Consider the following 24,238-nt stretch of genomic DNA (forward strand, 5'->3'; position numbering starts at 1 on the left):
CGGGACTGCTGAACCCAGCAATCAAGTCACCCAGCATAGCCCTTGCACGAAACAAAGGCCAGCTACGACGAGGAAGATGATCGCACGAAACTAAACAGGTAACGCGTCACGGACTCCTCGGCCAATTTGACGCGGCTTTTCTGGCTATCAATTTGCCCGCCCAATCCGGACAGTTCCGACTCCAGGCTGGCGATTTTCTTCGTCAACGCATCCCGTTCGTCCTGCTGGACCATGCGCGTCTTGGCCAATTCTTCTTCGAACGACTGACGCCGCTCGGCGACGTTGGCGCTGATCGAAGCCTGAATGTTTCCCTGCATGCCTGACTGCCGGTCACTCGACAGCACGAAAAGCACATCGCCCTTTCTGACTTTCTGCCCTTCCACAACATGCTTTTTCAACAGAATGCCTGCCAGGAACGGATACACCTTCACCAAGCCAGATATCGGGACAATTTGACCTTCGACAGTGCTATGCTTGGTATATGTTGCAAATATAAAAAAGCCAATTAATAACGCTGCGACGATCACGCCACTAGTAGTCATTATCGAAAAAGAAGTCGGCCGAATTAAAGTAATTTCGCCAAGAGAAGAGTTCTGATTGGCAGATAGGGCTTCTGTCCTAAAGAGTTGTTGGTTGGACATAATTAATAAAATCAATAATCTGGGGCAGCGCATCCGCATTCAGCTTTAAGGCCTTATCACCAATTTCAGCGAGTTGCCAATCCGAACTAGGTTGGGCAGTGTTGCGCCTTTCAAGGGAACCGAAAACCATGCACGCAGCGAAGCCAATTCGGTCCGATACGCGTACGAGGCGCCCCAGTCGATACAGACCACATCACATTCCGTGGCTTTATCGGATCAGACGATCCCGCAACCATTTTACGCTGCCTTTTGGCCCTCGGACAATAATTGATTTTTCAGAGCGACGTATAACAAAACTATTTTCCTTCCAAGATAAAGCAGCAGGTAATTTAGAGATGTATAAAGCAGTTGTCGTTCCCAAGTCGCCTTTCGTTTTATACCCCCGAAATCTGAGTAGCTCATCAATCTCTTTCAACGTTGATGCCGTAGCGCGCTCAGAGTCGAACTCAGCAATAAACTCCTGCGGCAGCGCGATGAGTAGTGCTGGGAAAGCTCCAACTGTGGCGCCAGTACACACAATTCCGAAAACTTCAGGTTCGTTTCTCGTAATTAGGTACACAACGCCAATTATCAGTGCATAAAACGCAATGAATGAAAGCAACTGCGAGATCGATTGAATTGGTACAAACTGCTGCCAAACTCGGCTTACATCGCGAATTTCAGAAATTTTCATATAAATAGGGGGCGAAAACGCCCCCTCATTTCGGCAGTCTTAACGGAGAGAGTGGGCGAATACGTATGAAGCCGCAGCACCAACTGCACCACCTACAAGGAGACCTACTGGACCTGCGATCGAACCCAGTTCCATACCTTCCATAACGCCAGCTGCGAAGCCACCAACAGCATATCCAGTACCGTCGCCGACAATGTACTGAGCCATCGAGTGAATCACGCCTGCACCGGATACCATGTCAATTTCTTCGAACGTCAAGTTTTGCATATAGCTTTTCTCAAAAATAATGAAGTTAATTTCGGCCTAAAATCATATTTTGCTTTATATTAATCGAATAAAAAACAAATTATAGAGGCCACATAAGTATCAAAAAATATCAGTAGAAAATCAAAGCTTAGTAATTTTCTCTTGAAGCGGTAATCTTAACGGAGAGAGTGGGCGAACACGTATGCGGCCGCGCCGCCAGCCGCACCACCTATCAGGATACCTACTGGACCAGCGATTGAACCCAATTCCATGCCTTCCATAACGCCAGTTACGAAGCCACCAACGGCATATCCAGTGCCGTTGCCAACAATCCACGTACCGATCGTGCCAGACCGGTCTGCACCAGATACCATGTCGATTTCTTCGATGCTGATAGCTGGAACGAGGAGAAAGAGTGCAAGTGGAATCGAGCGAATATGCATGGCGGTTGGTTAGCTATAACTCACATCGACAAAACGTAAATCAGGGCGACGTACGTCTGCTCTTGGCCGATTGCGGGCGGTCGGCAAGGCTCAGCGTACCCGGCTGTTGACTGCAGAGCAACTAGAGGGTTTTGTTAGGCGTTCTAAGCCAGCGCGCTTGTGCTGCGCTGGCACATACCCCAAAACGAAAATTCTTGCATCCTAGACCGGATACTGCCCGACCGTACGAAGCGGTGAGCCAAAGGGGAAGTCATGCATAAACTTCGATGCGAAATAACAGCGCTATATTGACGGTCGAATGCAAAATCTAGCGCCGGGACTTCGAAATCAAGGCGCCAATAACAACTCCAATTGCGACCCCTGGACCAATGCCGAGAGCAAGGTTGCCGATCGCGACGCCAATTGCGCATCCAATCGCCACTCCAAAACAAATCCCGACACCCATGAATTTGCTAACTTTTTTATCGGGTGAATCGCTCATAGAATCCTTTATTTCGTAGTTGAAAGGCCGCTTCTGGTCGGCCGCAGCCATTGCTGAAACTCCTCAGCCGACCCCTTGCGGACGTTTAAAGTCCAGGGATCCGCCTGCAGGCGTTGGTCGTTATTTACAAGGCTTTTTGCTCCTGACGGACATGCCATCGATTTCCGCCTGGGTCAGCGTTATCAGCATCGGTTCATCTGCCGCAAAACCATCGGCACCTATTCGTGCGGGCTTGGGCGGCACTTCGTTCGGGCAAGCCGGGACCGAAGGCGGAAGCGATGCCGCCAGCGCAAATAATTGCTGACGCAGCGGTGTATCTACAACGTTGGCATCGATCCAGAGTTCGCAAGCACGTCGCCGCTCGACCCAGGACAGGTGCGAGATCGCGTTGCCGGAAGGTGCCTGAAACACGCTGAGCCGTGCCGGCATGCCGTTGATGCGTTCGGGCTCATCCTGCGGGGCACGCCAACTACGGGTGCCATCAACGGACATGTCTTGCTCGAATAGCGTCACATTATGACCGTCGGGCATGAGAAAGCCGCGGTACAAGCGCGTATGCGGAGTATTGTCGGGCTCGATCATCGCACCCAAGCTCTTGAAATTGGCGAACTGCGTGCCAGAGAGGTTCACCGGCTGGAATGACAAATCGGCCATGATCGGCGCGGACGGTCGGAATGCAATGCGGTAGCGCTCCAGGTTTGCCTCGCATACCTTCAGATAGCCGTTAGTTTTGGCTTCGAGAGCTCGCTTCGCCTGGGCTTCCGCGAAGCCGGGAGCGCCGGGCGGCAGGCCGAGCCCGCAGGACACGCCACTTGGGGCGGGGCTGGCGTGGGGGACGACGACGGGCAGCGCGACCGCGATGGCCGCAATCGCCCAACCGATACGTCGGTTCATTACTTTTGCATTCATCCTTGCAGCTTAGCAGTTGTGGGCCCGTGAAGATGCGCGCTTTTCCACCGCTGCTGCCTAGCGAATCAGGTAATTGTGCGAACGACACCACCGTCGACACGTAAAGCCGAACCTGTCGTCGCCGATGCCTGTTCCGAGGCGACATAAACTACCATGTTCGCCACTTCCTCGGTGGTGGCGAAGCGTTGGATCAGCGTGGTCGGACGCATCGTTTTCAGGAAATCCTGCTCGGCCTGGGCGGGCGTGATGCCTTGCTCCTGAGCTGTAGATTTCATCCAGTTCGACAGAATCTCCGAATCCGTCGGACCGGGCAGCACGGCGTTGACCGTCACGCCGGTACCGGCGACAAGTTCGGCCAAGCCGCGCGACACCGCCAGCATTGCAGTCTTGGTCATGCCGTAGTCGATCATTTCCTTCGGAATGTTCAATGCCGATTCGCTGCTGATGAAAACCACGCGGCCCCAGCCGCGCGCTGTCATCTTCGGAATGTAATGCCGCGACAACCGTACACTGCTCAACACATTCAGCTGGAACAGGTCGAGCCACTCTTCGTCAGTCTGGTCAAAGAAGTTTTTCGGACGGGCGGTGCCCGCGTTGTTGACCAGAATGTCGGTGTCAGGCACCCGTGCGATCAACGCTGCGCAACCTTCCGGTGTGGCGATGTCGGCGGCGACGCCGCTTAATTTCGCGTTTGGTAGCAGCGCGCGCATGTCGTGGAGCGCCGCGTCCACGCGTTCCTGCGTGCGCCCATTGATCACGACTGACGCGCCCGCGCGTGCAAGTCCTTCAGCGATCGCGCGGCCGATGCCGGCGGTGGAGCCGGTCACGACGGCTGTGCGGTTTTCAAGTTCGATTTTCATGTTATTTCTCCGATTCTGTTAATGCCGTTTCCGCCGCGCGAGCGAGGCGTTCAATCCAGTCCTGGTGGTAGCGATAAAGCGCACCGGGATATTCGTGGCCGATCACATTGAGGAAGAACTCGCCTTGCTGGGTTTCCTCGGTCAGCACGTGGCAACCCTTTTCCGTTGGCGTGATGACCCAGCCGTGGTACGCGCTGGAACCGGTGTCGTCCGCATCGACGGTAGTCGCCCATGCCAGTCGACGATTCGGAATGCACTCGGTTACGGTCAAGCTCATCGGATAGCCAACCGTGACCCGGTGAAAGCGCGTACCCAGCCGCAACTCGGATTCGCCGGAGAGGATGTTGACCTGGTCTTCAGGAGGAAAATAATTCGACCAATGCGCCGCGTCGACCAGCAGTTTCCACACGACTTCCGGCGGGGCATTCACGTCGATGTCGTTGAGGGCGTAGATGGACGAGATGCCCGGATGGTAGCGTTCGGGCCAGATGACTTTGTCGATCATGTTATGCAACCTGATGAGTTCATTGCGCGATTTGAATCGATGCGCTCGCCGCGTCAGTCTGCTTTGACGAGGTCCTGGAAGATCAGCGGTGCCCAACTGCGTCCGCGCGCCTGAATGAGTGCACCGCCTTCGCCGAGTTTGCCCAGCGATACCGGCGCGTAGCCGAGGCGTTCGGCCAACGCCGCGACCTGCGGCACTGCCTCGTCGTGGTCGCTGGACAGGAAGACCACGCGTCTCCCGCCCTTGACGCGTGGATCGGCGGCCAGCACACCGGCAGGCAGATGGTTAAAGCCTTTCACGACCGAAGCGCCGACGAATGCCCTGGCGATGGCGGCGGTAGATGGCTGGCCGTCCAGTGCGTCGACCGGCACGCCATAGGCATTGGTCGCATCGATGATCGTCTTGCCTTGCCAGTTCGGCAGCGCCTTGGCAACGGTTGCATGTTCCAGGAACGGCACAGCGAGGAAGATGACGTCGGCTTGCACGGCGTCGTCCAAGGTCCTCGGTCGAACTGATCCGCCAATCGCCGACGCTTGTGATGCCAACGCGTCAGGTGTACGCCGCGTAGCGACGGCTACGTCCATGTCCATGCGGGCGAAGGCACTGGCGAGTGCCTGTCCTACTTCTCCAAAGCCGATGATTGCGTAAGTCACAGAGTCTCTCCGATACAAAAAGTTGACGAGAGGATGGTAATTTAGTGCCTGCTAAGTGATAATCCGCAAAATATTCATAAGACTTATTCCAAAATAGAATGGATCAGTTCCAGGAATTGCATGCTTTCATCGCCGTGGTGGAGACCGGCGGATTTTCCTCAGCGGCACGCAAGCGAGGTGAGTCGCAGTCTGCCATCAGCAAAGCGGTGAACGCCCTGGAAAAGCGACTCGGGGTAGCACTGCTTCATCGGAGCACACGAAAGGTGACGCTCACCGAGCAAGGGCAGCGGTACTACGAGCGTACCAAGCCGCTGCTCGAGGAGATTCAGTTTGCAGACAGCGAACTGGCCAGCAGCACACTGGCCGTTTCGGGCCTCGTGCGCATCGCGGCGCCTTCGACGTTCGCACGCCTGCACGTACTGCCACTGATTCCAGAATTGCTGGTGCGCCATCCAGACTTGCGCGTGGATCTTGTACTGTCCGACGCGCTGCGCGACATGGTTGAAGACCGCATCGATCTGGCGATCCGACTGACGATGGTCAACGATCCGGATTCCGTCGTTCGCCGTGTGGCCGGCACGTCCTTGATCTGCGCCGGCGCGCGCCGCTATTTCGAACAGCGCGGACAACCGACGATGCCCGCCGATCTGGCCCACCACAACTGCCTGATTTACGGTGAAATGACCGAGTGGAATTTCTATGGGCCCCAAGGCCGCTTCAGTGTGCCGGTGCGCGGCAACCTGTCATCCAACAGTGCCGAAGCCATTCTGGCCGGCGTGAAAGCCGGCGTGGGGATTGGAATGTTCCATCGGGCATCTCTTGTCGAGGAATTCCGTGATGCGGACGTGGTGACGGTACTTGATAATTTCATCCACGAGCCGCGCGATATCAGCCTTGTCTGGCCCAAGCGCCGTTTCGTACCCACCCGCGTGCGCGCAGTAACCGATTTCTTTGCGACGGCCCTCGCGCTCCGCATTTAGGGCAGGTCCGGTTTTCACGGGGCCGGCCAACTGCCGCAATCCCGTGCGGACTTTGCATCGGCGCCAGGTCAGCTTTTCAGGATGGCGCTCGTCATCAACTTGACGAGATGGTCCGCGCGCGGCGCAAACGACGGTTGATCGACCGTCCAGCCGAGCGCCGTTATCAGCGCGAACAGGTCGTCCCCGGTCATGTCGGCGCGTGCCGTTCCTTCGTCCTGGGCACGCTGCAGCAGCCGCGCGCCTGCCGAGTGCACTGCGGCGCATGACGCATAAAGCGCGGAGTCCGGATTGGCGTGGGCGGCCGCCATCATGGCGACAACGCCTCTGTAGCTGCGGGTGAATGCCACCAGTTCCCGAAACCAGGTGAGAAGTGCCTCGTCAGCCGAAGCCGAGCTTTCGAGTTCGTCCGCCTTCCGAGTCAGTGTATCCAGATGGGTGCACAGCAACGCCTCGAACAAGGCTTCCCGTGTCGAAAAATGACGAAGCAACGTCGCCAGGCCTACGCCGGCGCGGCGGGCGATATCGCGCATCGAGGCCTCGGCGCCATGCTCGGCGACCACGTCACGCGCGACCGTGAGGATTTGATTGCGATTTTTTTGGGCGTCGGCTCGCATAAGTTCCCTTGACAAGTGGATCAGTGATCCATATAGTGGATTATGCGGATCGGTGATCCACATAATACAGCGCCATCTGGAATTTTTCCAGCGCCCGCGCAACGCGAATGAAAGAGCACACGACATGAACAGATTAAACGGAAAGACTGCCGTCATCACCGGGGGCGCGACCGGCATCGGCCTCGCCGCGGCCACGCGCTTCATCGAGGAAGGCGCCTTCGTCTTCATCTTCGGGCGCCGGCAGGAGGCACTCGATGCCGCTATCACCGCCCTCGGGCCCAATGCCCGCGCCGTGTCCGGCTCAGTCTCCGAGCTGGCTGACCTCGACCGCCTCTACGCGGCGGTGAAGGCCGAGCGCGGCACCCTCGACATCGTCCTGGCCAACGCGGGGGCGGGAAGTCCGCTTCCTCTCGGCCAGATCACCGCCGAGCACATCGACGACACCTTCGACACGAATGTGAAGGGGACGATCTTTACGGTCCAGAAGGCGCTGCCGCTGATGGGCCCAGGCGGGTCGATCATCCTGACCGGATCGAGCGCCGGCACCACGGGAGCCCCGGGATTCACGGCCTACAGCGCGAGCAAGGCGGCGGTGCGCAATCTTGCCCGGACCTGGGCGGAGGACTTGAAAGGCACCGGCATCCGGGTCAACGTGTTGTCGCCGGGGGCGACGGCGACCGAACTCGCCAAGCAGGCGCTAGGCGAAGAGGGCCAGAAGGCGTACGGCGCGATGACACCGCTCCAGCGCATGGCCGATCCGGCAGAGATCGGGGCGGCGGCCGCCTTTCTTGCCTCGTCGGACAGCAGCTTCATGACCGCCAGCGAGGTCGCCGTCGACGGTGGCCTGGCACAGCTCTGAGGAGAGAATTCGAATGACACGATCACTGAAGGGAAAGACGGCTCTCGTCACCGGGGCATCGCGGGGCATCGGCCGCGCAATTGCCGAACGTCTCGCAAAGGACGGTGCGACTGTGGCATTGACCTATAACGCCGGCAAATCCGGCGCGGACGAGGTCGTCGCGGCCATCGAGCAAGCGGGAGGCGCCGCGTTCGCGATCCATGCGGATTTCGTCGATCCGGACACTGTCCCGGCCTTGTTTGCGCGACTCGACGACGAGTTCACGCAACGGAACGGTAGCAAAGCGCTCGACATTCTGGTCAACAACGCCGGCAATTCCGGTTGGCTTGGCTTCAAGGACGCCACGCCGGAAAGTTGGGACACGCTGATGGCCGTCTACGCCCGCGCGCCGTTCTTCATCGTTCAGGCCGCGCTCGATCGGCTTGCCGATGGCGGACGCATCATCAACATTTCTTCCGCCGCAGCCACGAAGCCGGTGACGGCTGCGCCCGTTTACTCGATGGCGAAAGCGGCCATCAACACCCTGACCCACACGCTCGCAATCGAGTTGGGACCGCGCCGCATCACGGCGAACGCCGTCGCGCCGGGCTTCACGCGAACCGACGCGAACGCCGATTTCCGCGAGAATCCCGAACTCGTCAAGGCGGTCGAGGCCCAAATCGCCCTGGGCCGCTTTGGCGAGCCTTCGGAAATCGCCGCCGTCGTGGCTTTTCTGGCCTCCGATGAAGGCCATTGGGTGACGGGCCAAACGATTGAAGCAAGTGGTGGTTACAAGCTCTGACCGCACCCAGGAACGAAGGAGAAACATATGAGTTACGCAATTATTGGCTTCGGCAAGATTGGCCACGCACTGGCCAAGGCGTTCGCCCGCAAAGGCATCGAAGTGGCCGTAGCAAGCACCCGCGACCCGCGCAGCTTTGCCGCCGAGGCGGCCGCCATCGGGCCTACGGTCATTCCCAAAAACCTGGCGGAAGCCGTCAAGGCGGACATCATCTTTTTGGCTGTTCGGTTCGAGTCGCATCCGGAGGTCGCACAAGCCCTGGCCGACTGGAACGGGAAGACCATCATCGACGTGATGAACACGCAGGCTCCGCTTGAAGCGTTGGACGGTCTCCCGTCCTCCGCTTTTGTCGCGAAGGGGTTTACCGGGGCCAGGCTGGTGAAAGGCTTCAACCATCTCGTCGCTGGCGTGCTCGGCCAGGACCCGTCCGTACACGGTGGCAGGCGGGTCGTCTTCCTGGCGAGTGACGATAGCGACGCCGCATCGGAGGTCGCCGCGCTTGCGGAAAATCTCGGTTTCTCGCCGATAAAGCTCGGTGGACTTTCAGAAGGCGGATTGCTGGTGCATGCGCGCGGGACAAGTTGGGGGCAGTTGATCTTCAAGGACCTCGTCAAGTTCGCCTGATCCGACCGCCGCGCGGGCGGCGCTGGCAGGTAAGCCGCACTAAGTATTATTCCCGAGTTTGACCCTGAGCGGATGGGCAACTATCATTGTGGAAACTTTCGAGGCTTACGCCGCTCTGCCATGTCCGATCCCCGCTCCGACCGCTTCGTCCGCGCCTACCTGAAGACGCGCCACCTCGTCCTGCTCGTCGAATTGGGCCGGCACGGGTCGATCATGCAGGCCGCGCAGGCCGCGAACCTCACGCAGCCGGCGGCCTCGAAACTGCTTGGCGAACTGGAACACGCGCTGGGCGTCACCTTGTTCGAGCGCCTGCCGCGTGGCGTCGAACCCACGTGGTACGGCAAGGTGCTCATCCGCCGCGCCGGCGCCTCGCTGGCCGAGATGGACGCCGCGTACCAGGAAGTGATGGAACTGATGTCCGGCCTGCGCGGGCGCGTCGCGGTCGGGGCGATCCTGACGCCGTCGACGACCCTCGTGCCGGCCGCCGTCACCCTGCTCAAGACGCGGCATGCGCGCCTGAACGTGTCGATCGAGGTCGGCAGCAGCAAGCAGCTCGTCGAGCGCCTGCGCGCGGGCGACCTCGACATCGTCATCGGCCGCGTCGTGGACGGTTCCATCGCCGACGAATTCCACTTCGAGCCGATCACCGACGAGCCGCACAGCCTGATCGTGCGCGCCGGGCACCCGCTGCTGGGCGCGCGTGGGCTGGACCTGGCCGAACTCGCGCAGCAGGCGTGGATCGTGCCGCCGGCCGGCAGCATGGTGCGCGACCGGATGGCGTCCCTGTTCCTCACGCAAGGCCTGGAGCAGCCCGCGGAGACCGTGTCGACGGCCGAACTGCCCGTCGTGACGACGCTGCTGCTGGGCAGCGACATGGTCGCGCCCATGTCGGTCGAACTCGTCAAGCCCTACCTGGACAGCGGCCTGCTGGCCGTGCTGCCGTACGAACTGAATTTGCGGATGGACGTCTACGGCATCATCACGCGCCGCCATCACCAGCTGTCGCCGGCGGCGGAAGCCATGCTCGGCGCGCTGCGCGAGACGGCCACGCGGCCGAAACCGACGGCGCGCGTCACGTACATCAAATCGGTGTAAGCTGGCGCGATGGCTTCATCCGCATCACACCGCCTGCTCGGTATCGACTGGGGCTCGAGCAACCGCCGCGCCTATCTCGTCGACGCCGCCGGCACCTGCCTCGCCACGCGCGCCGACGACCAGGGCATGCTCGCCGTGCGCCCCGATTTCGCCGGCTCCTTCGCGGCCCTCGTGGCGGCGATGGGCGTCGATCCGGCTATTCCCGCCGTCGCCTCCGGCATGGTCGGCAGTGCCCAGGGCTGGCGCGAAGTGCCTTATCTCGACATCGGCGTGCCGCTGGACGCGCTGCCCGACCACGTGGTCCGCGTCGACGACCCGCGCGCCGGCCGTCCGTGCTTCATCGTGCCCGGCTACGTGCAGCGCGGCGAGCACGTCGACGTCATGCGCGGCGAAGAGACACAGTTGCTGGGCGCCGTGGCGCTGGGCCGGCGCGACGGCTGGTTCGTCCTGCCCGGCACGCACAGCAAGTGGGTGCAGCTGGCGGACGGCGTCATCCGCCGCATCGCCACGTTCATGACGGGCGAGCTGTTCGCGATGGTGTCCGCACACGGCACGCTGGCGCCGCTGATGGCGGGCGCGCATGACGACGACAGCGCATTCGTCGCCGGCCTGGATGCGGCCCGCCGCGGCGCGCCGCTGTCGAACGCGCTGTTCGGCGTGCGTGCACGCGTCGTCTCGGGCGCCATGCCGGCCGCCCAGGCGCGCTCGTTCGTCAGCGGCCTGCTCGTCGGGACGGAATTCGTCGCCGCGGTCGGGCTGACGGGTGGGGGCGTGCCGCCGACCTGCATCGGATCTCCCGTGCTGCGGGCCCGCTACGCGCGCGCGGCCGTCCATTTCGGCACCACGCTCGCCGGCCTCGATCCGGACCGCGTGTATTGCGCCGCACTGGCGCGCTTCCTCGACCGGATTCCCTCATGAATTTTGCCTTGCCCCTCGTTGCAATCCTCCGCGGCCTCGATCCGGCCGACGCCGGCGCCGTCGGCCGCGTCCTGTTCGACGCCGGCTGGCGCCTGCTCGAAGTGCCGCTGAACCGGCCGGGCGCGCTCGACGCCATCCGCATCCTCGTCGAGATGGCCCCGCCGGACGCCATCGTGGGCGGCGGGACGATGCTGAGCGTGGCGGACGTCGACGCTGTCGCGCAGGCGGGTGGCCGCCTGTTCGTGTCCCCGAACTGCAATCCCGCCGTCATCGCGCACGCGCGCGCGGCCGGCATGCTGTGCGCGCCCGGCATCGCGACGCCGACGGAAGCTTTCGCCGCGCTGGATGCGGGCGCCCATGCGTTGAAGCTGTTCCCGGCCGAATCGATCGGCCCGGCCGGGCTGAAGGCGATGAAATCCGTCCTGCCGGCCGATACGCCGTTGTGGCCCGTGGGCGGCGTCACGCCGGAACAGATCCCGGCGTGGAAGGCGGCCGGCGCGACGGGCGCGGGCATCGGCAGCCAGCTGTTCACGCCCGGCGTGACGCCGGACGACCTGGCCGCGCGTGCGCGGGCGTTCGTTGGGGCCTGGCGCGGGTGAGCACCGGGGCGGAACCTTGCCGCCGCCAACGGCCCGTGGGCGCAAGTTCAGTTCAGGTACCCGAGTAAGTCGTATGCTTGCTGGATCGCACGGTCGGTCGCGGTTGCTCTTTGTTCCAGGGTGAGAGCGCGGCTCTCCAAAGGCAGCTCGTCGGATCTGAACCGGGTCACCGTAGCGATCAGCACGGGAAACCGGGGCAGTGGCGGTTCACCTGCAAGGTCGGAAAAGTGGGGCGGCGTTGGCTTCATCGCATCGTTGAGATAGTGAAGCGGAAATGCATGACGCGCATGAAACGGTAAATGGTCGAAATCTCCGAAGGCCAGTTGACGCGCGTGCTGCGCAATCGTTCCCCGGACCGTATCGAGCGCCTCGAATACGTCCAATCCGATCGGGCTTCGATGTTGGGCGAGGAAACCCAGCCCAAGCGGATTGACGTCGCGCTTCTGCTTGCCGCCCCATGTCCACTTCGCCATGATGCTGTCCACGGTCAGCGGCGCTGCCCCGGGCGCGGTCGGCCCTGCGATGGGGTAGCCCAGCAACGTGCCCATCAGTCCATCCCAGCCGCCAGGATTGGACGGCGCCGGCTTGAATTCGCGCCCTGCGCCCGTTGCGCCATCGACAAGATCTTCCAGTAACTTGCCTAGCGATTCATGGGCCGGGTCCACCGGGGTGCCGGGTATCGGCTCGCCCGCAAGCCAGTGAACCGAGTTCTGATTGGTCTTCCACGTCGTCCTTCCGGAGCCGTGGTCCCACAGGACACCAAATTTTCCGATATCGTGGGCTGCGGCACCGGCGCCATTGGGCGGCACGGCAATCTGGTAGAAGCCGTGGCCTTTCGGCCGTGAGGCGTACCCTGTCTGGAGTTCGAATCGCGGCCATCGATGGAACAGGTAGAACTGCGAATGATCGGTGCCGACCGGGTCCGGCCCGTTGACGGGATCGTACGGGAACGTGAGGGGACGCTGGTCGCCGGAGCGCTTCACCATCAGCAAGCAGGCGGCCCTGCGGGTGACCCTGTGTATTCCATTGCCCGCCGGTTCGGTGACGTAAACGACGAACATCCCATCCGCGAGCTCGCACCTCGGGTTTTCTTGGCCGGCCGTGAACTTCGCATACGGAGAACCGTGCAAGAAAGTCGCCCGGAAATTCACGGCGTTGACGTTCTGGTCGTACAGATTGGACGACTCGGCATTCAATCGCCGTACGGTCTGCTCCGAGATCAGGTCCCGTACGAAATGCGGCTCGTCCCGCACGCTGCTCCCGCTCGCGCAACGGACGTGAGCGTCGGAAAAAATGCTGTTGTAGGCGTCGGTGCAATTCACGCCCGCGTGTTTAATCAGCGCCATCGATTCACCTTGAAAACAGTTCGGTTCTTGTATGTCCAGGCATTCTATTGGACACGAATATCCTGCGACCTGAATTTGCGCACCCGCCCATCCGGATCGAACAGGGTCCCGAGTTCACGGATCTGCGTGCCCGGTTCCGCGATGCGGCCGACGAGGGGCACGTGAAAGGGGGGGCCACGCTTGAATCCTTGCCACGGCGATGATCCCGAAGTGTCGACGGCCGGCAGCTTACCGGATCGCGTCGCGAAAAGATGCACGCTTTGTCACGGCTGGTAAAATCGATGAACGATCTTCAGAGCGCACGATCATGCCCCGACCCGACCGCCATTCCGCCGCCCAGGTATTCTGGCGCGACCCCGCCTTGCCGTTCATCGAAGCGCGCCACGTCGCGGACGGGCGCGGCCTGCACTACGGGCGCCACTGGCACGAGACGCATTCCGTCGGCGTCATCACGGGCGGCCGCAGCACCTATGTCAACGGCGCGCATGCGGAGGTGGTGGAGCAGGGCGCCGTCGTCGTCGTCAATCCGGGCGACGTCCACGGCTGTAATCCGGTCCACGAGGCGCCGTGGTCCTATGTGATGTTCTACTTCGATCCCGTGTGGCTGGGCCGCGTCCAGGCGCGCGTGCGCGGCCTGGCGGATCCCGCATTCCGCCCGTACGCACAGGCGGCGTTGCGCGCGCCGCACCTGGTGGCGGCGGGCGTGCGGCTGTTCGCCGCGCTGACGGATGCGCGCCGCGGCACCGCCGAACGCGAGGCCGCAGTCATGGATTTCGTCGCGCAACTGGATGGCGAGCTCGCGCCCGGATCGGTACCGGAGGCCGTCGCGCCGAAGGTGGCGCGCGTCGCGCGCCACATCGACGCGCATTTCGCGGACGCCCTGCCGCTGCAGGACTTGTGCGAGGCGGCGAACCTGTCGGGCTCCTACCTGATCCGCGCATTCAAGAAGCGCTACGGCGTCGCGCCGCACGAATACCAGACCAACCGCCGCATCCAGTACGCGAAGGCGCGGCTCCGGGCCGGCGCGCCCATCGCCGAGGTCGCGCTCGACACGGGCTTTGCCGACCAGGCCCACTTCCAGCGCGTGTTCAAGCGGATGACCGCCGCCACGCCGGGCCAGTACCGCGACTGAGCATCAGGCGGCAGCCAGCCAGACGACGCTCGCCACGAGCATGCCGGCCATCGTCCGGTTGAAGACGCGCACCCGATGCGGCGTGCGCAGGTAGACCTGCAAACGGCTGCCGGCCCAGGCCCACGCGGCGACCGACAGCCAGCACACGACGAAGTAGATGGCGGCGAACAGCCAGACGGCGGACGCCGCGCCGTCGGACGCATACGTGCCCATGCCCGCCAGCGCGGCCAGCCACGCCTTGGGACTCAGCCATTGGAGGGCGGCGCCCTGCAGCATCGTCGGCCGCGCCGCGGCTTCGCCCGCATCCAGCTCGCCCGCGTCGGCCGCCAGTTTCCACGCCATGTAGAGCAGGAAGACCACGCCGGCCCAGCGCACGACGTTCGTCACCTGCGGCCAGGCGGCGACCACTTCGTGCAGCCCGAGCCCGGCCAGCACGAGCAGCAGGCAGAACCCGGCGGTGGCGCCGGTGACGTGGGCGAGGCTGGCCGTGAAGCCGTGGCGGGCGCCGCTGCCGAGGGCGACGACGTTGACGGGGCCCGGAGAGATCGAGGTGGCGAGGGCGAAAGCGGCCATCGAAGCGAACATGCTCATCTGCGTTTCCTTTCATGTCGAGGGATGCGGCAGACGATAGCGGCGGCACGCGGGCCGGTATTGAAAAAAATGACCCAACCAATTGCTCAACAACTTGCGCATTCGGCGCGGCGTGGCGATGGTAAGGTGATGCGATGACTTCCTTCGACACGACCCGGCGCCGCCTCCTGCAGGGCCTCGGCGCCGCCTGCGCCGCCGTGTGCGCACCGGCGCTGGCCGCGGACTTCGACGTGCGTACGTTCGGCGCCCGCGGCGACGGCACCACGCTGGACACGGACGCCATCCATGCCGCCATCGCCGCGGCGAGCGCCGCCGGCGGCGGCACCGTGCGTTTCCCGGCCGGCCGCTACCTGAGCTTTTCGATCCGGCTGCAAAGCCGCGTCGCGCTGTACCTGGACGCCGGCAGCGTGATCGTGGCGGCCGATCCGGCGGATGGCCAGGGCCGCTACGACCCGGCCGAACCGAACCCGCACGATGCCTACCAGGACTTCGGCCACAGCCACTGGCACAACTCGCTGATCTGGGGCGAGGATCTCGAAGACGTGGCGATCCTGGGCCCGGGCCGCATCTGGGGCCGCGGCCTGACGCGCTCGGGGCCGGGTGCGAACCGGCCACTCAACGCCGGCGACATGCCGTCCTCGCTCGGCGGCAAGGACCCGATGGGCGAGCGCAGGAAGTCCGGCGCCGTGTTCGGCGCGGAGATGGACGGCAAGGGCAACAAGGCGATCGCGCTGAAGAACTGCCGCAACGTGCTCCTGCGCGACTTCTCGATGCTCAAGTGCGGCCACTTTGCCGTCCTGGCGACGGGCGTGGACAACCTGACGATCGCGAACCTCACCGTCGACACGGAGCGCGACGGCTTCGATATCGACTGCTGCCGGAATGTCCGCATCAGCGACTGCGCGGTCAATACGCCGAACGACGACGCGATCTGCCTGAAGAGTTCCTATGCACTGGGCCGCGCGCGCTACACGGAGCACGTGACGATCACGGGTTGCCAGGTCTCGGGCTTCGACCTCGGCACGCTGCTGGACAGCACGTATCAGAAGACGCAGCTGAAAGCGCCGGACGAGGAGGGCGTGTGCGGCCGCATCAAGCTGGGCACGGAATCGAACGGCGGCTTCCGCAACATCGTCATCGCGAACTGCGTGTTCGAGCATTGCCGCGGCCTGGCGATCGAAAGCGTGGACGGCGCCGTCATCGAGGACGTCACGGTCGACAATCTCGCCATGCGCGACCTGACGACGGCGCCGCTGTTCATCCGCCTGGGCCGGCGCATGCGCGCGCCCGCGGGCACGCGCGTCGGCGCGATCCGCCGGGTGAACATCAGCAACGTGGTCGCGTCGCAGGCGAATGCGCCGTACGCGGCTATCGTGGCCGGCCTGCCGGAGGCGCCCGTCGAGGACGTGCGGCTGTCGAACATCACGATCGTGTACGGCGGCGGGGGCACGGCGGCGGATGCGCGCCGCGTGCCGCCCGAGGTACCGGACCATTATCCGGAACCGAGCATGTTCGGCGTGACGCCGGCCTACGGCCTGTACGTGCGCCACGCGCGCAACGTGGAGGTGCATCACGCCGACCTGCGCACGGCGGCGCCGGATGCGCGGCCGCCCGTCGTGCTGGACGATGTGAAAGACGAGCGCTTCGACCACGTGCGGCTCGGACGTATGGCCGGCGTACCGGCCATACGGCGGGTCAGGCCGGCATTGGGTCCTCCGCGCGGGTGATGCGCCACATGTCCAGGTTCACGCCCTTGCGGTAATCGTGCTGCATCTCGGGCGTCAGCACCTCGAACATCAGGCCATTCTCGAGCCACAGCTCGACGACGTCGAACACGCCGCCGCGCGAGCTGGGCACGGCGCGCCAGCCTTCGCGCCGGCCGATCGCGACGATCTCCTCGACGGAGCGCTCGGTCGCGATGGCCAGGTGGAAGCAGGCGTACGGGCGCGGGGCGGCGTCCGGATGCGGCCGGGCCATCCCGGCGCCGTTCCCCGGCGCCATCGGCAGCGTGTGCGGATAGACCTCGACCATCGACCCGCGCACGTCGCCGGCCATCGCGACCCACGCGCCGGGCCAGGGCGGGAAGCGGAACGACTGGCCGCCCCAGATCTCGGCAATGACGGCGGCGACGCGCTCGGGATCGCGCGCGGGGATGGAAGCGTGAAAGATCATGGTTCTCCTCGGGAAGTGACGGCACGGGCCAAAGTTGCGATGACACGCACGCCAACGCTGCCGAGGTAATCCCCGAGTACCGCCCACGCCGGGACGAAGCCCAGCTGCTGTTCGAGCAGGCACCGTGCGGCGCTGACGACGCAACGCTCGACCTTATCGAGCGTTGCGCCGCGCCGCGGGAGCGGGATAGTTCCTGTGGTTGACGTGTCCATGGCGCGCATCTTGACATTCGCGCCATGGACGGTCACGCCCCACCGGTGGGGGTATCGACTACTTGCCGATCTCCACGCGGTAGACCGGCACCACCTTCACGCCCTTCAGCTCGGCCAGCTGCGGCTTGCCGCCGAAGTCCGGACGATGCTCGCGCGGCAGGTAGATCGGCGCATCCGCGCGCAGCGGCAGCACGGTCAAGGTCAGCGGACCCTGGCGTTTCTGCGGCAGGTTACCCAGGTCGAATTGCCAGCGCTGGCCGTTGTAATACCAGTCGTCGACCATGCGCGTGCCGTCGAACAGGCGGGCCACGTCGCCCGTGAAGTCGATGTCGAGCAGCAGGCTGTCCACGTCCTTCGACCGATTCGCCGCCCCGACATCGAGCAGCCACGCGGCCGACGCGCCGAATGCTTCCGGATCCGGCTGCACGGCCGCGTTGGCGTTGCCGCCGATGCGGACCGGGCGTGCGGGCTGGGCGTCGCGCAGCGGTTTGACGGCCACCGCCACGGCGCGCGTCGGCAGCGTCGTGTCGAACACCTGGAACAGGCCGTCGCGACCGGCGCTCTGCAGCGTCGTCGATGGATAGACGGCCGCGCGCACGTGCGGCTGGCCCGCGCTGCGCAGTACGAGCCGCCCGCCGTCGAAGTACGCCTGCGCCTCGCTGAGCACGAGCCGGCGCCGGCCCTGGAACGTGCCGATCGCCGCCTGGCGCGCCTGCGCCTGCGACAGCACGAGCACCGTCAGCGGCGTCGCGCCCGGGCAGCGCACCGTGAACGCCGCATCGAGGCCGGGCCGGATGCCGTCCACGACGACCGCCCCGGCACGCTCGTCGACGTGCGCATGCGGGGCCTGCACGCAACCGCGGGCTTTTTCGCCGAACGCGAATTCGACGGGGACGCCGTCCTGCGCCGCGAACACCCACGTGCCGTCATCGAGCTGCGCGAGCGGCTGCGCCGTCGCATACGTCAGGCGCTGGCCGCGCTCGTCACCTAAGTCGAAATTGACGGGCCAGGCGAAGTACGCGCCGGCCGGCAGGTCGACGGGTTGACGGGGCAGGGTGACCGTGCCGCCGGGCAGCTTGACCACGAAGCGGACCTGTTCGCGCGCGGGCGTCGGATACTGGCGGATGTGCCCATCGTAGAACAGGAACGCGGCATCGCCGCGGCTGCGCACGGACCAGCGGGGAGGGCCCAGGTCGGCCGGATCCTTCGGCACCACGTCCGGTTTGCGCACGGTCATCGGCGCCAGGCGCGCGCCGAAGTCGTGCAGGAACCAGTGGAACGGACGCAGGCTGGCCAGCACGTCGCGCTGCTGGCCGTCCGGGCCCAGCGGGGCGTTGAAGTCGTAGTTGATCGCGGGGACGTCGTTGTAGCCACCGCTCTTCGTACTCTCTTCCAGGGTCGTGCCGCCCACGGGATTGCGCCCGCCGTGGAACATGTAGTACCCCATCAGGTTGACGCCGGAGCCCAGCTGCACAGGGAGCATCGAGGCGATGTCGTCGCTTGATACGAGCGTGCGGCGGCGGTACATCGCGGGCAGGCCCGCGCCGTATTCCGCGCCGAGGAACGGGGTCTTGTCCATGTCCGTTTCCGCCGTGCCCTGCTGGCTCGCGCGGGTCTGCGCACCGAGGTCGCCGCTGACGCGCGTGTCGAAGCGGAACGCGTACGTTTCCTTGGGCGGGAGTTCCTTCGTGCTCGTCGCCCACGGTTCGTCCGGATAGCCGCCGAACACCGGCGTCACTTCGCCCGACGGGTACAAGGTCTGGTCCCAACCCGTGACGGTGTAGTAGGGCACGTCGATGCCCGCCCTCACGGCAAGATCCTTCAGCGTGCGGATGTGCTCCGCGCCGCGGCCCGGGCCGGCCAGGTTGTACTCGTTCTCGATCTGGGCGCCGATGACCGGGCCGCCCTGCTTGTACAGCAGGCCGTTCAGCTGGCGCCCGATCTCGCGGTAGTAGCGCTCGACGAAGCGCAGGTAGGTCGGATCGTTGCCGCGCGTGGGCATCGCGTCGACCACCCAGTCCGGGAAGCCGCCGTAGCGCACCTCGGCGTGCGACCACGGGCCGACGCGCACGACGACGTCCAGGCCGTGCTTGTGCGCGAGCTGCACGAAGCGGCGCAGGTCGCGGTTGCCGGACCAGTCGAATTTTCCTTCGGCCGCTTCGTGGTGGTTCCAGATGATGTAGCTGGCGACGATGTCGATGCCGGCCGATTTCATCTTGGCGAGTTCCGCATCCCAGCTGGCGGCCGGGCTGCGCGTGTAGTGGAACTCGCCCATCACCGGCAGCCAGGGCTTGCCGTCGCGCGTGAGGTACTGGTTGTTGATGCCGAGCGTGTGGCCGCCCGGCGCCGTCGCCGTGCCCAGCTTGACGTAGCCGGTGCGCGGATCGGGCGCCGGCGCGGTCGCGTCGACGGTGAGGAGTTGTTCCGCGCCCGCCATGCCGGGGCCGGCGAAGGCCAGCAGCAGGGCGGCGCGGAGCAGCGTGGGTCGGGTCATCGTCATCATCAGAACTTGTACGAGAGGCCCACGTTGTAGCGGCGGCCATATTCCATCACGTTCTGCATGTACGCGTTCGCGTTCTGCGTGTAGACCACTTTCTGGTTCGTGATGTTGTCCAGGCCCACGCGCAGCTGCAGCTGCGGCGTCAGGTAGTACGAGAAGTTCGCGGTGACGTAGGTCTCCTCGCCGTTTTCCGCCATGTAGCCGGCCGTCCAGCGGGGCATGCGCACGAACGGGCTGTGGTAGTTGGCGGACAGGCGGGCCTCGAAGCCGTTCTTTTCGTACCAGAGCGTGACGCCGCCGTTGTTGCGCATCAGGCCTTCCATCGGGTAGTCATTCGTGTACTCGTGGATGTCGCTCTCGTTGTACGACCAGTTCGCGGCGACGCCCAGGCCGTCGAACGGTGCCGGCAGGCGCGTGAACGCGTGCTGGTACACCAGTTCCAGGCCGCGTACGTAGCCGCCTTCGCCGTTGATGGAGCGGGTGATGACCGCCTGGCGGTTGCCGATGGTCGTCGTGTCGGTCGTGATGCCGATGTAGCTGCCGATCTGCTTGTAGAACAGCGCGGCCGAGAACAGCGAGCCCTTGTCGAAGTACCACTGGTACGCGAGGTCGGCCTGGTTGGCCATCATCGGCAGCAGGCCCGGATTACCGGCGCTGCCCGTCAGCGGCTGCTGCGAGCCCGGCGTCGTGTCCATCGAGATCTGGCGCGACGCGCGCATCTCGTCCATCGGCGCGCGCGACATGGCGCGGGCCAGCGAGAAGCGCACCTGGTGCTTCTGTTCTTCGTCGAGGCCGAAGATCAGGTTCATGCTCGGCAGGGCCTTCGTGTACGACGCGCCGCCCGACACCGCCGTCGGCGCGGCGCCGTTGACGGACTCCATGCCTTCGCCCGTCTGGCTGGTGTGCAGCACGCGTACGCCCGCATTGCCGCGGTACTTCAGGCCGAACATCTCACCGTCCAGGTCGGCCTGGGCGTACAGGGCGCTCGTGCGCTCCTTGACGCGCCAGCCGGCCAGCAGGTCGTTCGCGGTCGGCGTGCGGCCGCCCGCATCGAGGGCGCCCGGACCGAACGTGGAGGACACGGTGCCTTCGAAATCGTTCAGCATCAGCGCGGGGAAGTAGCCCGGCACGTTGATGGTCGTGTACGCGGAGGCCGGGATCGCCGCATTGTTCGGCGAGATGTTCCACGTGGTCTGGCGGTAGGACTTCTCGCGGTCGGCAAAGCGCGCGCCGATCTTGATGCGGCTGACCGGGCCCAGGTCGAGCGGCAGCGCGCCGCTCAGCTGCGCGGAATCGAGGCGGTCGTGCACGTGGCCGTCGTTGTCGATGACCAGCTGTGGTGCGCCGAACGTCGCGAGGTTGCCCGTGTCCTGGCTGTACGAATACGACTGCTGCTCGTTGCCGGTGAAGGCCCACGACAGGGTGCCGTTGTTCGCGGTCGTGTTGCGCACGTCGGCCCACTGGCTGGCGCGGCTCGCGCGCGACGTCGCGACGTCCGCCTCGACCTTCCAGTCGCCCACGTTGAACTTGCCGTTCAGGCCACCGGCGAAGTTGTCCATGTTCTGGATCCAGCGCGTGCTGTGCGTGGTCAGGCTGACGTCCTTGACGGTCGCCCCGGTGACGTAGCCGTTGCGGATGTCGACGTTCGAGTAATTCCCGGTCTGCCAGCCGTCCCAGTTGCCGACGTCGCCGGTCCAGTGCTGCACGCTCGGTTCGCGGATCTTGTTGCGGGCGAAGTATAGGTCGGCCGTGATCAGGGCATCCGGGCTCGCCTTCCATTCCAGCTTGCCCAGCACGCTGCTGCGTTCATTGGTGCCGCTCTTCAGTTCATCCTCGAAGCCCCACGGCGTCTTGTCGACCTTGCCGTCGCCATTCAGGTCGGCCGAATGGTCTTCGTTGAAGCCCCAGTGGTTCTTGCGTTCCTCGATCGACGGCTGCTTCTGGTAGCTGAACGCGACGGCCGCGCCTACGCTCCGGTTCGCGAACTGGTCGATCCAGATGCCGCCCAGGCGCGGGCGCACGGTTTGCGCGTCGACGTCCTTCGCGAGCGGGTAGTACAGCGCGTCGGCCTTCAGCGACGCCTGGCGGCCGTTGTACTTCAGCGGCTGCACGGTCTGCAGGTCGATGGTCGTCGCGACGCCGCCTTCGACCAGGTCGGCGTTCTGCGTCTTGTAGACGATGGCGCCGGACAGCGACTCGGACGGGAACTGCTCGAAGCGCACGGCGCGGTTCGGCTCGGACGAAGCGAGTTCGCGGCCGTTCAGCGTGGCGCCGATGAAGCGTTCGCCCATGCCGCGCGCGACGATCTGGCTCGCGTTGCCGCGATCGAGACCGGCGGCGAGGCCCGGCAGGCGCGCCAGCGATTCGGCGATGGTGGTGTCGGGCAGTTTGCCGATGTCTTCGGAGGCGACGACTTCGACCATGCTGTTGGAGTTCTCCTTGACGGAGAGGGCGCTGCGCACGGACGCGCGGATGCCGGACACGACGACCTGCTGCACGGCGGTGTCGCCGCCGGCGGGCGGTTCGGCCGGTGCGCTTTGCTGGGCGAGGGCGGGGATTGCGGGGAGGGCCAACAATGGGAAGAGCGAGCGTACGAGTACGCTCAGGGTTTTCTGCTGCATGTAATCTCCTTGCTTTTGTCGTTTGGACTTATGTGTTGTTGTCGACTTTGTTGGTGCGTCGAGCGAACCAATCAAGCGACTGACCGGCATTCTGTCGCGTTGCAAGGAGCACAACCATTGTGTTTTTCACCAGCGTATATACGAAGTTGATATACCCTGGTGAAAAGTATAAAAAAAAAGGACAGCCTGGGGGGCTGTCCTTTGCCAGCCCGCAGGCTGCCTTCTATTGCTCCGAGAGTTCTACCACCACATGCCGTAGATCGTGGCCAGCACGACGCAGATGACCGCCGAGCCCAGGGCAAACGCGCCGTCGACCTTGAACAGCTTGGTGTCGACGATCAGNCCACCACATGCCGTAGATCGTGGCCAGCACGACGCAGATGACCGCCGAGCCCAGGGCAAACGCGCCGTCGACCTTGAACAGCTTGGTGTCGACGATCAGCCCCTTCACCTTGCCGCGGGCGAACACGGTGCTGAGCAGGACCATGCCGGCGACGACCAGCCAGAACACGATGAACATGCGGTCCAGGAACGGGATCTCGTAGACACCGCTGCCGTTGTCGTGGGCGAAGCCGATCGGGGCGAGGAAGGACAGGTCCATCATCCCCGGCAGGAACTTCAGGATGATCGAGAACACGAGACCGCCCACGGTCGCGAACATCGCGGCGCTGGACGTGGTCTTTTTCCAGAAGAAGCCCAGCAGGAACATGGCCAGGATGCCCGGCGAGNGAGAACACGAGACCGCCCACGGTCGCGAACATCGCGGCGCTGGACGTGGTCTTTTTCCAGAAGAAGCCCAGCAGGAACATGGCCAGGATGCCCGGCGAGACGAAGCCCGTGTATTCCTGGATGTACTGGAAGCCGCCCTTCTTGTCGATGCCCATCAGCGGCGCGATCACGACGGCCAGCAGCATCGACACGACGACGGTCATGCGGCCGATCCACACCATCTTCTGCTCCGTGACGTTCGGGTGGAGGCGCTTCTGATAGATGTCGAGGGTGAAGATCGTGGCGATCGAGTTGGCCTTGCCGGCCAGCGACGCGACGACGGCCGCGGTCAGCGCCGCGAACGCGATGCCTTTCAGGCCCGACGGCAGCAGTGCCAGCAGGGTGGGGTAGGCGCGGTCCGGATTCAGTTCGCCGCCGACGCGCATCGCGTCGCCCAGCGCGCCGGAACGGTCCAGCGCGAACGCGGCGATACCCGGCATGATGACGATGANGCGAACGCGATGCCTTTCAGGCCCGACGGCAGCAGTGCCAGCAGGGTGGGGTAGGCGCGGTCCGGATTCAGTTCGCCGCCGACGCGCATCGCGTCGCCGAGCACGCCGGAACGGTCCAGCGCGAACGCGGCGATACCCGGCATGACGACGATGACCGGCATCAGCAGTTTCAGGAACGCGGCGAACAACAGGCCTTTGCGGGCGGTGGGCAGGTCGGCGCCCAGCGCGCGCTGCGTGATGTACTGGTTGCAGCCCCAGTAGTTGAGATTCACGATCCACATGCCGCCGATCAGCGTGGACAGGCCCGGCAGGTCCATGTAGTTCGGGTTGTCGCGGCCCAGCACCATCTCGAAGTGGTCGCGGGTCGAGTTGTACAGCGTGGAGAAGCCTTGCAGCGCGCCGTGGCCGTTGCCGAGTTTCGCGACGAGGTCCAGGGCCAGCCACGTGGTCACGAGGCCGCCGATGACGAGGCAGGTCACCTGGATGACGTCCGTGTAGCCGATGACCTTCATGCCGCCCAGGGTGATGATGGCGGCGAAGACGGCGAGGAACAGCATGCAGGG

General features: G+C 64.2%; 24 protein-coding genes and 2 pseudogenes. 9 read left to right on the forward strand and 17 right to left on the reverse strand.

The features are described 5' to 3' along the window. Nucleotides 1-62 precede the first annotated feature (62 nt). From ASD28_RS15805 to ASD28_RS15825, 9 genes are all read right to left on the reverse strand, one after another. Entirely contained in the window at nt 63-641 is a 579-nt protein-coding gene (locus ASD28_RS15805; protein WP_156650905.1) for a biotin/lipoyl-binding protein, read from the reverse strand. Nucleotides 642-849: 208 nt separating this feature from the next. After that, nucleotides 850-1,314, reverse strand: coding sequence for a hypothetical protein (locus ASD28_RS31855; RefSeq protein ID WP_156403663.1), 465 nt, complete (start codon nt 1,312-1,314; stop codon nt 850-852). A gap of 39 nt (nt 1,315-1,353) precedes the next feature. Continuing rightward, nucleotides 1,354-1,581: a hypothetical protein gene (locus ASD28_RS31860; protein WP_156650906.1), complete on the reverse strand. Its 228-nt coding sequence runs from the start codon at nt 1,579-1,581 to the stop codon at nt 1,354-1,356. A gap of 155 nt (nt 1,582-1,736) precedes the next feature. Beyond that, nucleotides 1,737-2,003: a hypothetical protein gene (locus ASD28_RS31865; protein WP_156403665.1), complete on the reverse strand. Its 267-nt coding sequence runs from the start codon at nt 2,001-2,003 to the stop codon at nt 1,737-1,739. A 307-nt stretch (nt 2,004-2,310) separates the two neighbouring features. Next, nucleotides 2,311-2,535 (reverse strand): hypothetical protein, encoded by a 225-nt coding sequence (locus tag ASD28_RS31170; RefSeq protein WP_082579146.1) that lies wholly within the window; start codon nt 2,533-2,535, stop codon nt 2,311-2,313. A gap of 69 nt (nt 2,536-2,604) precedes the next feature. Beyond that, on the reverse strand, nt 2,605-3,378 hold the full coding sequence (locus ASD28_RS15810; protein ID WP_056129776.1) for a hypothetical protein: 774 nt from the start codon (nt 3,376-3,378) through the stop codon (nt 2,605-2,607). Nucleotides 3,379-3,458: 80 nt separating this feature from the next. Continuing rightward, nucleotides 3,459-4,253, reverse strand: coding sequence for an SDR family NAD(P)-dependent oxidoreductase (locus tag ASD28_RS15815; protein WP_056129781.1), 795 nt, complete (start codon nt 4,251-4,253; stop codon nt 3,459-3,461). Nucleotide 4,254: 1 nt separating this feature from the next. After that, nucleotides 4,255-4,758 (reverse strand): SRPBCC domain-containing protein, encoded by a 504-nt coding sequence (locus ASD28_RS15820; protein ID WP_056129784.1) that lies wholly within the window; start codon nt 4,756-4,758, stop codon nt 4,255-4,257. Nucleotides 4,759-4,811: 53 nt separating this feature from the next. Further along, a complete protein-coding gene (locus ASD28_RS15825; RefSeq protein WP_056129787.1) occupies nt 4,812-5,411 on the reverse strand; it encodes an NADPH-dependent F420 reductase in 600 nt (199 codons plus the stop codon). 98 nt (nt 5,412-5,509) lie between these two features. Here ASD28_RS15825 and ASD28_RS15830 point away from each other — a divergent pair, with 98 nt between their 5' ends. Further along, on the forward strand, nt 5,510-6,391 hold the full coding sequence (locus ASD28_RS15830; protein WP_056129790.1) for a LysR family transcriptional regulator: 882 nt from the start codon (nt 5,510-5,512) through the stop codon (nt 6,389-6,391). Nucleotides 6,392-6,459: 68 nt separating this feature from the next. Here ASD28_RS15830 and ASD28_RS15835 read toward each other — a convergent pair whose 3' ends face one another. Next, nucleotides 6,460-7,005, reverse strand: coding sequence for a TetR/AcrR family transcriptional regulator (locus ASD28_RS15835; protein WP_056129793.1), 546 nt, complete (start codon nt 7,003-7,005; stop codon nt 6,460-6,462). Between the two features lie 124 nt (nt 7,006-7,129). Here ASD28_RS15835 and ASD28_RS15840 point away from each other — a divergent pair, with 124 nt between their 5' ends. The 6 genes from ASD28_RS15840 (at nt 7,130) to ASD28_RS15865 (ending at nt 11,881) form a co-directional block, all read left to right on the forward strand. Then, nucleotides 7,130-7,864, forward strand: a complete 735-nt coding sequence (locus ASD28_RS15840) for an SDR family NAD(P)-dependent oxidoreductase (protein WP_056129796.1) — start codon at nt 7,130-7,132, stop codon at nt 7,862-7,864. 13 nt (nt 7,865-7,877) lie between these two features. Continuing rightward, nucleotides 7,878-8,645, forward strand: coding sequence for an SDR family NAD(P)-dependent oxidoreductase (locus tag ASD28_RS15845; RefSeq protein ID WP_056129799.1), 768 nt, complete (start codon nt 7,878-7,880; stop codon nt 8,643-8,645). A 27-nt stretch (nt 8,646-8,672) separates the two neighbouring features. Continuing rightward, nucleotides 8,673-9,269, forward strand: a complete 597-nt coding sequence (locus ASD28_RS15850; protein ID WP_056129800.1) for an NADPH-dependent F420 reductase — start codon at nt 8,673-8,675, stop codon at nt 9,267-9,269. A 120-nt stretch (nt 9,270-9,389) separates the two neighbouring features. Beyond that, the gene (locus ASD28_RS15855; protein ID WP_056129803.1) at nt 9,390-10,364 is read left to right on the forward strand and encodes a LysR substrate-binding domain-containing protein; all 975 of its coding nucleotides are present in this window, start codon (nt 9,390-9,392) and stop codon (nt 10,362-10,364) included. Between the two features lie 9 nt (nt 10,365-10,373). Further along, nucleotides 10,374-11,282 carry a 2-dehydro-3-deoxygalactonokinase gene (locus tag ASD28_RS15860; RefSeq protein ID WP_056129805.1) on the forward strand — a complete coding sequence of 303 codons (909 nt, stop codon included), beginning with the start codon at nt 10,374-10,376 and terminating at the stop codon, nt 11,280-11,282. Then, a complete protein-coding gene (locus ASD28_RS15865) occupies nt 11,279-11,881 on the forward strand; it encodes a 2-dehydro-3-deoxy-6-phosphogalactonate aldolase (RefSeq protein WP_056129809.1) in 603 nt (200 codons plus the stop codon). Before ASD28_RS15860 ends, ASD28_RS15865 begins: the two co-directional genes overlap by 4 nt. Before the next feature lie 47 nt (nt 11,882-11,928). On the opposite strand, the gene ASD28_RS15870 is transcribed toward ASD28_RS15865, so the two are convergent. After that, on the reverse strand, nt 11,929-13,227 hold the full coding sequence (locus tag ASD28_RS15870; RefSeq protein ID WP_056129812.1) for a hypothetical protein: 1,299 nt from the start codon (nt 13,225-13,227) through the stop codon (nt 11,929-11,931). A 307-nt stretch (nt 13,228-13,534) separates the two neighbouring features. Between ASD28_RS15870 and ASD28_RS15875 the strand changes: the two genes are divergently transcribed. Then, nucleotides 13,535-14,359 carry an AraC family transcriptional regulator gene (locus ASD28_RS15875; RefSeq protein WP_056129815.1) on the forward strand — a complete coding sequence of 275 codons (825 nt, stop codon included), beginning with the start codon at nt 13,535-13,537 and terminating at the stop codon, nt 14,357-14,359. A gap of 3 nt (nt 14,360-14,362) precedes the next feature. Here ASD28_RS15875 and ASD28_RS15880 read toward each other — a convergent pair whose 3' ends face one another. After that, nucleotides 14,363-14,950, reverse strand: a complete 588-nt coding sequence (locus ASD28_RS15880; RefSeq protein ID WP_056129818.1) for a LysE family translocator — start codon at nt 14,948-14,950, stop codon at nt 14,363-14,365. 134 nt (nt 14,951-15,084) lie between these two features. On the opposite strand from ASD28_RS15880, the gene ASD28_RS15885 reads away from it, so the two are divergent. After that, nucleotides 15,085-16,677: a glycosyl hydrolase family 28-related protein gene (locus tag ASD28_RS15885; protein WP_082577043.1), complete on the forward strand. Its 1,593-nt coding sequence runs from the start codon at nt 15,085-15,087 to the stop codon at nt 16,675-16,677. On the opposite strand, the gene ASD28_RS15890 is transcribed toward ASD28_RS15885, so the two are convergent. The 5 genes and pseudogenes from ASD28_RS15890 to ASD28_RS15910 form a co-directional block, all read right to left on the reverse strand. Continuing rightward, nucleotides 16,646-17,122, reverse strand: a complete 477-nt coding sequence (locus ASD28_RS15890; protein ID WP_200948761.1) for a hypothetical protein — start codon at nt 17,120-17,122, stop codon at nt 16,646-16,648. The genes ASD28_RS15885 and ASD28_RS15890 overlap by 32 nt on opposite strands. A gap of 270 nt (nt 17,123-17,392) precedes the next feature. After that, nucleotides 17,393-19,828: a beta-galactosidase gene (locus ASD28_RS15895; RefSeq protein WP_056129828.1), complete on the reverse strand. Its 2,436-nt coding sequence runs from the start codon at nt 19,826-19,828 to the stop codon at nt 17,393-17,395. An 8-nt stretch (nt 19,829-19,836) separates the two neighbouring features. After that, the gene (locus ASD28_RS15900; protein ID WP_056129821.1) at nt 19,837-22,455 is read right to left on the reverse strand and encodes a TonB-dependent receptor; all 2,619 of its coding nucleotides are present in this window, start codon (nt 22,453-22,455) and stop codon (nt 19,837-19,839) included. A gap of 729 nt (nt 22,456-23,184) precedes the next feature. Beyond that, nucleotides 23,185-23,663 (reverse strand): annotated as a pseudogene (locus ASD28_RS33340) (sodium transporter); the annotation flags it as partial. Between the two features lie 12 nt (nt 23,664-23,675). After that, a pseudogene (locus tag ASD28_RS15910) lies at nt 23,676-24,232 on the reverse strand (sodium transporter); the annotation flags it as partial. Nucleotides 24,233-24,238 lie beyond the last annotated feature (6 nt).

The organism is Massilia sp. Root133 (assembly GCF_001426525.1).
GTDB classification, from domain to species: domain Bacteria; phylum Pseudomonadota; class Gammaproteobacteria; order Burkholderiales; family Burkholderiaceae_D; genus Telluria; species Telluria orientalis.

What these genes read in the sequence shown, in the direction of transcription:
- ASD28_RS15805 (WP_156650905.1), bottom strand. Translation starts at nt 641, where the DNA reads ATGTCCAACCAACAACTCTTTAGGACAGAAGCCCTATCTGCCAATCAG.
- ASD28_RS31855 (WP_156403663.1), bottom strand. Translation starts at nt 1,314, where the DNA reads ATGAAAATTTCTGAAATTCGCGATGTAAGCCGAGTTTGGCAGCAGTTT.
- ASD28_RS31860 (WP_156650906.1), bottom strand. Translation starts at nt 1,581, where the DNA reads ATGCAAAACTTGACGTTCGAAGAAATTGACATGGTATCCGGTGCAGGC.
- ASD28_RS31865 (WP_156403665.1), bottom strand. Translation starts at nt 2,003, where the DNA reads ATGCATATTCGCTCGATTCCACTTGCACTCTTTCTCCTCGTTCCAGCT.
- ASD28_RS31170 (WP_082579146.1), bottom strand. Translation starts at nt 2,535, where the DNA reads ATGGCTGCGGCCGACCAGAAGCGGCCTTTCAACTACGAAATAAAGGAT.
- ASD28_RS15810 (WP_056129776.1), bottom strand. Translation starts at nt 3,378, where the DNA reads ATGAACCGACGTATCGGTTGGGCGATTGCGGCCATCGCGGTCGCGCTG.
- ASD28_RS15815 (WP_056129781.1), bottom strand. Translation starts at nt 4,253, where the DNA reads ATGAAAATCGAACTTGAAAACCGCACAGCCGTCGTGACCGGCTCCACC.
- ASD28_RS15820 (WP_056129784.1), bottom strand. Translation starts at nt 4,758, where the DNA reads ATGATCGACAAAGTCATCTGGCCCGAACGCTACCATCCGGGCATCTCG.
- ASD28_RS15830 (WP_056129790.1), top strand. Translation starts at nt 5,510, where the DNA reads ATGGATCAGTTCCAGGAATTGCATGCTTTCATCGCCGTGGTGGAGACC.
- ASD28_RS15835 (WP_056129793.1), bottom strand. Translation starts at nt 7,005, where the DNA reads ATGCGAGCCGACGCCCAAAAAAATCGCAATCAAATCCTCACGGTCGCG.
- ASD28_RS15840 (WP_056129796.1), top strand. Translation starts at nt 7,130, where the DNA reads ATGAACAGATTAAACGGAAAGACTGCCGTCATCACCGGGGGCGCGACC.
- ASD28_RS15845 (WP_056129799.1), top strand. Translation starts at nt 7,878, where the DNA reads ATGACACGATCACTGAAGGGAAAGACGGCTCTCGTCACCGGGGCATCG.
- ASD28_RS15850 (WP_056129800.1), top strand. Translation starts at nt 8,673, where the DNA reads ATGAGTTACGCAATTATTGGCTTCGGCAAGATTGGCCACGCACTGGCC.
- ASD28_RS15855 (WP_056129803.1), top strand. Translation starts at nt 9,390, where the DNA reads ATGTCCGATCCCCGCTCCGACCGCTTCGTCCGCGCCTACCTGAAGACG.
- ASD28_RS15860 (WP_056129805.1), top strand. Translation starts at nt 10,374, where the DNA reads ATGGCTTCATCCGCATCACACCGCCTGCTCGGTATCGACTGGGGCTCG.
- ASD28_RS15865 (WP_056129809.1), top strand. Translation starts at nt 11,279, where the DNA reads ATGAATTTTGCCTTGCCCCTCGTTGCAATCCTCCGCGGCCTCGATCCG.
- ASD28_RS15870 (WP_056129812.1), bottom strand. Translation starts at nt 13,227, where the DNA reads ATGGCGCTGATTAAACACGCGGGCGTGAATTGCACCGACGCCTACAAC.
- ASD28_RS15875 (WP_056129815.1), top strand. Translation starts at nt 13,535, where the DNA reads ATGCCCCGACCCGACCGCCATTCCGCCGCCCAGGTATTCTGGCGCGAC.
- ASD28_RS15880 (WP_056129818.1), bottom strand. Translation starts at nt 14,950, where the DNA reads ATGAGCATGTTCGCTTCGATGGCCGCTTTCGCCCTCGCCACCTCGATC.
- ASD28_RS15885 (WP_082577043.1), top strand. Translation starts at nt 15,085, where the DNA reads ATGACTTCCTTCGACACGACCCGGCGCCGCCTCCTGCAGGGCCTCGGC.
- ASD28_RS15890 (WP_200948761.1), bottom strand. Translation starts at nt 17,122, where the DNA reads ATGATCTTTCACGCTTCCATCCCCGCGCGCGATCCCGAGCGCGTCGCC.
- ASD28_RS15895 (WP_056129828.1), bottom strand. Translation starts at nt 19,828, where the DNA reads ATGACCCGACCCACGCTGCTCCGCGCCGCCCTGCTGCTGGCCTTCGCC.
- ASD28_RS15900 (WP_056129821.1), bottom strand. Translation starts at nt 22,455, where the DNA reads ATGCAGCAGAAAACCCTGAGCGTACTCGTACGCTCGCTCTTCCCATTG.